Raw genomic sequence first — 6,146 nt, forward strand, 5'->3', positions numbered from 1 at the left:
GCACCGGAGACCCGCGATGACCCTGATCACCCGGCCCGAGGGCCTGAGCGCCGACCAGATCGCCCCCAGCCGCCGCAGCCTGGGGGTCGCGGCCCTCGGCGGCGTGGCCTTCGCCGCCTACGCCCCCGCCGCCCTCAGCCAATCGGCCAGCCCGATCACCACCGACAGCGCCGGCCTGATCTCCCACACCGTCTCCTATCCCGCGCCTGACGGCTTCGAACTGCCCGCCTATGTGGCCCGGCCCGAGGGCGAAGGCCCCTTCCCCGTGGTCATCGTCGTGTCCGAAATCTTCGGCGTGCACGAGTACATTCGCGACATCTGCCGCCGCCTGGCCAAGGCCGGCTACGCCGCCGTCGCCCCCGCCTTCTTCGTGCGCAAGGCCGATCCGGCGCCGCTCAGCGACATGTCTGCCATCATGGCCATCGTCGGGGCCGCCGGATACGAACAGGTCATGGGCGACGTCGGCGCGACCCTGGAATGGATCGGCCTTCAGACCTGGGCCCGGTCGGACAAGGTCGGGATCACCGGCTTCTGCTGGGGCGGCAAGGTGGTGTGGCAGGCCTGCGCCCGCTTCGCCGCCCTCGACGCCGGGGTCGCCTGGTACGGCCGCCTGGCCCCCGCGGCCAACGCCACCGACGAACAGAAAAGCGCGGGCCGCCCCTGGCCCGTCGATCTGGCCGCCGACCTCAAGGCCCCGGTTCTCGGCCTCTACGGCGCCCAGGACACGGGCATCCCGGTCGCCAGCGTCGGGGCCATGCGCGCGGCCCTGACCGCCGCCGGCAAGACCGACAGCCAGATCATCCTCTACGACGACGCCCCCCACGGCTTCCACGCCGACTACCGCGCCAGCTACCGCGAGGCGGACGCCAGGGACGGCTGGCGGCGGTTGCTGGCGTTTTTCGAGCCTCGTTTGAAGCACTGAGCCCATAAAACAGCTCATCCCCGCGTAGGCGGGGATGAGCGGAAATTTGGAGAGAACTGCCCCACAACGAAAAAGGCCCGGAGCGTCTGCTCCGGGCCTTTCTCGTTCTCAAGCCACCGAGGTTCACGCCTTGGCGTCGAAATTCCCGCCGGTCGTGTTGGCTTCCGAATAGGCGCCGCCCGCCGGGCCCGAGCCCTTGGCGGCCACCGCCACCATCGCCGCGCGCACGGTGCGGCCGAACAGGGCGTAGCCCGGCTGCAGGGTCTGGATCACCGTGCCGCCCGGCACGCTGTCCGAGGGCTGCTCCATCACGGCCTGGTGCAGGTGCGGGTCGAAGGCCTCGCCCGGCTGGGGCGCGACGCGGGTCAGGCCGTTGGATTCGAAGGCCGACAGCAGCGACTTCTGGGTCAGCTCAAGGCCCGTAGCCATGGCGGCGGCGGGGCCTTCGGCGTCCTTGGGGGCCGACTGCAGGCCGCGCTCCAGGGTGTCGGCCACGCCCAGCAGGTCCTTGGCGAAGCGCTGGATGGCGTAGGCGCGGGCGTCGTTGGCCTGGGTCTCGGCGCGGCGCTTGGTGTTCTCGGCGTCGGCCACGGCGCGCAGGGCGCGGTCCTTCCACTGGTCGCGCTCGGCGATCAGGGCGTCGACCACGGCCATGTCGCCGTCCTCGGCGGCTTCCTGTGCGGCATCGATGGCGGCCTCTCCCATGTCCTGTTCGAGTTGGTCGCGGGTCTCGTCGTTGATGTCGTTCACGTCTCTTGTCCGTCCAGAATCCGGCCCAGCACCCGGGCGGTATAGTCCACCAACGGGATAACACGGGCATAGTTCAGTCTTGCGGGGCCGATGACGCCGATGGCGCCCAGCATCCGCTGCCGACCCGTCATATAGGGCGCCGCGATCACGGCGGAACCCGAAAGCGAAAACAGTCGCGTTTCCGCGCCGATGAAGATGCGCACGCCCTGCGCCGCCCCGACCCCGTCGAGCAGGCCGATCAGCTGCTCCTTCTGCTCCAGATCGTCGAACAGGACGCGCACCCGCTCCAGATCCTCGACGGCCTGGGCGTCCTGCAACAGGTTGGCGCGGCCGCGCACGATCAGGGCCCGGTCGCGCTCGCCCCCGCCGGACCAGGCGGCCAGGCCGTCCTCGACCAGGCGGGCGGCGGCGGCGTCCAGCTCGCGTCGGGCGGCCTCCAGCTCGGCGCTCATCTCGGTGCGCGCCTCGGCCAGGGGGCGGCCCTTCAGCCGGGCGTTGAGGAAGTTGGAAGCCTCCGTCAGCGTCGAGGGCGTCACCCCCGCCGACAGGGGCATCAGGCGGTTTTCGATCGTGCCGTCGTCCCCGACCAGAACCGCCAGGGCCTGATCATGACCCAGGGCCACGAACTCGACATGCTTGACGCCTGCGTCGCGCACCGGGCTGGCGACGATGCCCGCCCCGCCGGCCAGACCGGACAAAAGATTGGTGGCGGCGTCCAGCGCCTCTTCAAAGTTGCGTCCCTTCCCGGCCAGCCGCGCGTCGATCTCGCGCCGCTCGTCCTGACCGATGTCGCCGACCTCCAGCAGACCGTCGACGAACAGGCGCAAGCCCGCATGGGTCGGCACCCGTCCCGCCGAGGTGTGCGGCGAGGCCAGCAGGCCCGCCAGCGTCAGGTCCTGCATGGTGTTGCGGATCGAGGCCGGCGACAGGGCCAGCCCCCCGCGCGAGATGGTGCGCGATCCGACCGGCTCGCCCGTCTCCAGATAGGTCTCGACGATGCGGCGGAAGATGTCGCGCGCGCGCGCGTCCAGCGTCCCCAGGCCAGCGGGGGCGCTTCCGAACGGCGACGGATGGGGGGCATACAGGCTCACGCTTTCAGGATAAGCACGCGCCATCCAGGTTCCAAGGAAATCCCATGCGCCCGTCTGAACGCACCCCCGAACAACTCCGCGCCGTCACGCTGGAGACCGGCGTCAACCGCTACGCCGAGGGCTCGTGCCTGGTCTCGTTCGGCCACACCAAGGTCCTGTGCACCGCCTCGATCGAGGAAAAGGTGCCGGGCTGGATGCGCAACACCGGCCAGGGCTGGGTCACGGCCGAATACGGCATGCTGCCCCGCGCCACCCACACGCGCGGTCGTCGCGAAGCCGCCGCCGGCAAGCAGTCGGGCCGCACCCAGGAAATCCAGCGCCTGATCGGCCGTAGCCTCCGCGCCGTGGTCGACCTGAAGGCTCTGGGCGAGCGTCAGGTCCTGATCGACTGCGACGTCATCCAGGCCGACGGCGGCACCCGCACCGCCTCGATCACCGGCGCCTGGGTCGCCATGTCTTCGGCCCTCAACTACCTGACCGACGAGGGCGTGCTGAAGACCAACCCCGTCCTCGATCAGGTCGCCGCCGTGTCCTGCGGCATCTTCAACGACCTGCCGGTGCTGGACCTCGACTATGAGGAAGACTCCACCGCCGAGGCCGATTCCAACTTCGTCCTGACCGGCGCCGGCGGCATCGTCGAAATCCAGGCCACGGGCGAGAAGCGCGGCTTCTCGCGCCCCGAGTTCGACCGCCTGTTCGAACTGGCCGGCATCGGCTGCGCCGAACTGTTCGCCCTGCAACGGGCTGCTCTGGGCCGTTAATATCGAGGGCTAGGCCGCGAGGGCCGATCAAGGCATGGTGCGGTCTTCCGCGAACGGAGACTGCCTCATGCGCCCCGCCCTCGCCGCCGCTCTTCTGGCCCTGTCGCTCGCCGCTTGCGGCCAGCCGCAGCCCGCGCCCGCCGAGACTCCGTCGGCGGGCGTCGACACCAGGCTGTCGCAGGAACCGATCGACGCCGTGCCGATCAAGGACACGCCGCCGACCGCCCCGGTCGCGCAGCCCAAGCCCGAACCCAAGCCTGAAGCCCCCGCGCCCGAACCTGAGACGCCTGCAGTCACGCCCGCCTTCACGCCTGTCGGCGAGCCCGGATCCTGCCTGGCCGAGATCGGCGAGGCCCGCTCCAAGCGCCTGGTCGCGCGCTGCATCGCCGTCAGCCCCGCCACCCGCCCGCCCTGCCACAGCGCCAACCCCTGCGAGATGATCCAGGGCGAGATCGACCGATCCTGCGCCATGTACGGCCCGGACGAGGCCAAGCCGAAGGAATGCGCCGCCTGAGCAGACGCCGGGCGGCGCCTCAGACTCGCCAGGTCTCTGCGAACACCCGCTGGAAGTTGGCGCCGAGCACCTTTTCAACGACCCGCACAGGCTGGCCGCGCTCCAGCAGGGCGCGGGCGATGATCTCGGGGCGGTTGGATCGATTTAGACCCGTGACGAAGGGCGGGCGACCCTCGCCCGGCGCAGACACGCCCGCGGCCTTGCGGGCGGCGATCGAGGCGTCCCACTGGGCCATGCTTTCGGGCGAGGTGTCGAACGGCGTCAGGATGGCGTCGCTGCCGATGCCGACATGATCCTCGCCGCAGACCGACAGGGCGTGCAGCATATGGGCCATATAGTCGTCCAGCGACTGCTGCTCGGGACCGGCGCTGATGTAGCTCAGCCCATAGATCCCGACCACGCCGCCGCTTTCCGCCACGGCGCGCAGGACCGCATCGCTCTTGTTGCGAGGATGGGCGTAGGCTGAGTAGCAACCGGCATGGGTGATGGCCACAGGGCGGGTCGAGGCGGCCACGGCCTCCAGGCTGGAGCGTTCGTCGGCGTGACTGATGTCCAGCGTCACGCCGACGGCGTTCATGCGGGCGATCGCCTCGCGTCCCAGGTCGGTCAGGCCGGCCGAAGGTTGAGGCGCCATGACGCCTGAGGCGAAGGGCGAGACGCCATTATAGCCCAACTGCATGACCCGCACGCCCAGGGCGCTGAAATGATCGACGTTTTCCGGCTTGCCCTCCAGCATGCCGGCGTCCTCGAACGAATAGATGACTCCGATCCGCCGGGCTCTCTTGGCGACCATCAGGTCCGCGGCCGTCGTGATCTTCATATAGACATTGGGGCTGAGCGCGATCGCCTTGTCGATGGCCTTGATGTCGGCGTTCACCGCATCGAAGGCGGCCGTAGATCCGCCGATGGTCATCTTGAAGGCGGTCAGGCCCGAGCTCAGCACCTCACCCGCCATGGCGTGATCCAGCGGCGCGTCGGAGTCGAACGGACCGATCAGATTGCCGTCGATGACCATGGCGCCGCGGTACAGACGCGCGATCGCGTCATCCGCCGCCGGCTCGACCTGCGCGGCGCGCACCACGCCGGGTGACAACGCCGCAACGGCGGAGGCGGCCAGGAAGGCGCGTCGGTTCGTATGCCAGCTCATCCTGTTCCCCTCATCGCACGCCGTTCGCCCGCGAAAGGAATATGTAGGCAACTACGTATTTTCGTCAACCGACCTTTGACGGGGGCCTTCGACGCGCTCGCTGATGCGGTCGAACATGGACTTTCGCGCCAGGGCGTCGTCGAGCCGGTCGAGCACCGCCACGACATCGCCGGCCTCTTCGTTGAGTTCAGCGGCGACCGCGTTGAACGCCTCCCACAGAGGCGTCATCTGCCCGACCAGGGCCTCGCCCGCCGGGGTCAGGGTCAGGGTGCGCCGCCGGGCGTCCGCCGGGTCTGGGGTCGAGCGGATGATCCCGGCCTTTTCCAGCGAGCGGCACGACTGGCTGACCGAGACATGGGTGATCCGCAAGGCCCCTGCGATCTCGCCGACCGTGGTGGGGCCCAGGAGGAGCATCTGGTTCAGGACCCCGAACCAGCGCTGTTCGAACGCCACGCCGCGCGCGGCGTAGATACGGGCGCCGTCGCTGTCGATCCGCTCCGACAGCCGCCGCAGCCGGGCGCCGAGGGCCTGCCCGCCCTTGTCGCGGCTGTAGTCGTCGAAGCCGCCGCCGCGCCCGTCTTCATCCTGCGTCATGCGCCACCGTTACCGGCAGAACCGCAAAGACAAAAGGCCCCGCTGTTTCCAGCGGGGCCTTCTTCAGTTCAAACCCTAGGGCTTAGTCGCGACGGCGACGGCCGCGATCGCCGCCGCGATCACCGCCTTCACGCTTCGGACGGCCGCCGGTGTCTTCCGACAGCGGGGCTTCACCGCGTTCAGCGCGCTCGGCGTTGATCTTGTCGGTGATGTCTTCGCCCGTGGCCTGGTCGACGACCTTCATCGACAGCTTGGTCTTGCCGCGATCGTCGAAGCCCAGGAACTTGACCTTGACCTCTTGGCCTTCCGACAGGACGTCGGCCGGGTTGGCGACGCGTTCCAGAGCGATCTGGGACACGTGGACCAG

General features: G+C 69.6%; 8 protein-coding genes. 3 read left to right on the top strand and 5 right to left on the bottom strand.

What is annotated here, in order from left to right; all coding sequences use genetic code 11:
• Positions 1-922 (top strand): dienelactone hydrolase family protein (locus VGE49_RS07000; RefSeq protein WP_331033844.1); only part of this gene is annotated, 922 nt, incomplete at its 5' end.
• Positions 923-1,045: 123 nt separating this feature from the next.
• Here the strand turns inward: VGE49_RS07000 and grpE are convergent.
• Both grpE and hrcA read right to left on the bottom strand, forming a co-directional pair.
• Positions 1,046-1,627 carry a nucleotide exchange factor GrpE gene (gene grpE / locus VGE49_RS07005; RefSeq protein WP_414643612.1) on the bottom strand — a complete coding sequence of 194 codons (582 nt, stop codon included), beginning with the start codon at positions 1,625-1,627 and terminating at the stop codon, positions 1,046-1,048.
• A gap of 41 nt (positions 1,628-1,668) precedes the next feature.
• Complete coding sequence (hrcA, locus tag VGE49_RS07010; protein WP_414643613.1) at positions 1,669-2,757, bottom strand: heat-inducible transcriptional repressor HrcA; 1,089 nt, start codon at positions 2,755-2,757, stop codon at positions 1,669-1,671.
• Positions 2,758-2,807: 50 nt separating this feature from the next.
• Here hrcA and rph point away from each other — a divergent pair, with 50 nt between their 5' ends.
• Together rph and VGE49_RS07020 are read left to right on the top strand one after the other, a co-directional pair.
• A complete protein-coding gene (gene rph / locus VGE49_RS07015) occupies positions 2,808-3,524 on the top strand; it encodes a ribonuclease PH (RefSeq protein WP_331033846.1) in 717 nt (238 codons plus the stop codon).
• Positions 3,525-3,591: 67 nt separating this feature from the next.
• Positions 3,592-4,038 carry a hypothetical protein gene (locus tag VGE49_RS07020; RefSeq protein WP_331033847.1) on the top strand — a complete coding sequence of 149 codons (447 nt, stop codon included), beginning with the start codon at positions 3,592-3,594 and terminating at the stop codon, positions 4,036-4,038.
• Between the two features lie 19 nt (positions 4,039-4,057).
• Here VGE49_RS07020 and VGE49_RS07025 read toward each other — a convergent pair whose 3' ends face one another.
• The 3 genes from VGE49_RS07025 to VGE49_RS07035 form a co-directional block, all read right to left on the bottom strand.
• On the bottom strand, positions 4,058-5,185 hold the full coding sequence (locus VGE49_RS07025; RefSeq protein WP_331033848.1) for a dipeptidase: 1,128 nt from the start codon (positions 5,183-5,185) through the stop codon (positions 4,058-4,060).
• 51 nt (positions 5,186-5,236) lie between these two features.
• The gene (locus VGE49_RS07030; protein WP_331033849.1) at positions 5,237-5,779 is read right to left on the bottom strand and encodes a MarR family winged helix-turn-helix transcriptional regulator; all 543 of its coding nucleotides are present in this window, start codon (positions 5,777-5,779) and stop codon (positions 5,237-5,239) included.
• A gap of 82 nt (positions 5,780-5,861) precedes the next feature.
• A partial coding sequence (locus VGE49_RS07035) for a S1 RNA-binding domain-containing protein (protein ID WP_331033850.1) occupies positions 5,862-6,146 on the bottom strand: 285 nt, incomplete at its 5' end.

The organism is Brevundimonas sp., from assembly GCF_036405315.1.
Taxonomy (GTDB): domain Bacteria; phylum Pseudomonadota; class Alphaproteobacteria; order Caulobacterales; family Caulobacteraceae; genus Brevundimonas.

Excerpts from the sequence above, each read along its gene's own strand:
- grpE (WP_414643612.1), bottom strand. The coding sequence starts at position 1,627 with ATGGGAGAGGCCGCCATCGATGCCGCACAGGAAGCCGCCGAGGACGGC.
- rph (WP_331033846.1), top strand. The coding sequence starts at position 2,808 with ATGCGCCCGTCTGAACGCACCCCCGAACAACTCCGCGCCGTCACGCTG.
- VGE49_RS07020 (WP_331033847.1), top strand. The coding sequence starts at position 3,592 with ATGCGCCCCGCCCTCGCCGCCGCTCTTCTGGCCCTGTCGCTCGCCGCT.
- VGE49_RS07025 (WP_331033848.1), bottom strand. The coding sequence starts at position 5,185 with ATGAGCTGGCATACGAACCGACGCGCCTTCCTGGCCGCCTCCGCCGTT.
- VGE49_RS07030 (WP_331033849.1), bottom strand. The coding sequence starts at position 5,779 with ATGACGCAGGATGAAGACGGGCGCGGCGGCGGCTTCGACGACTACAGC.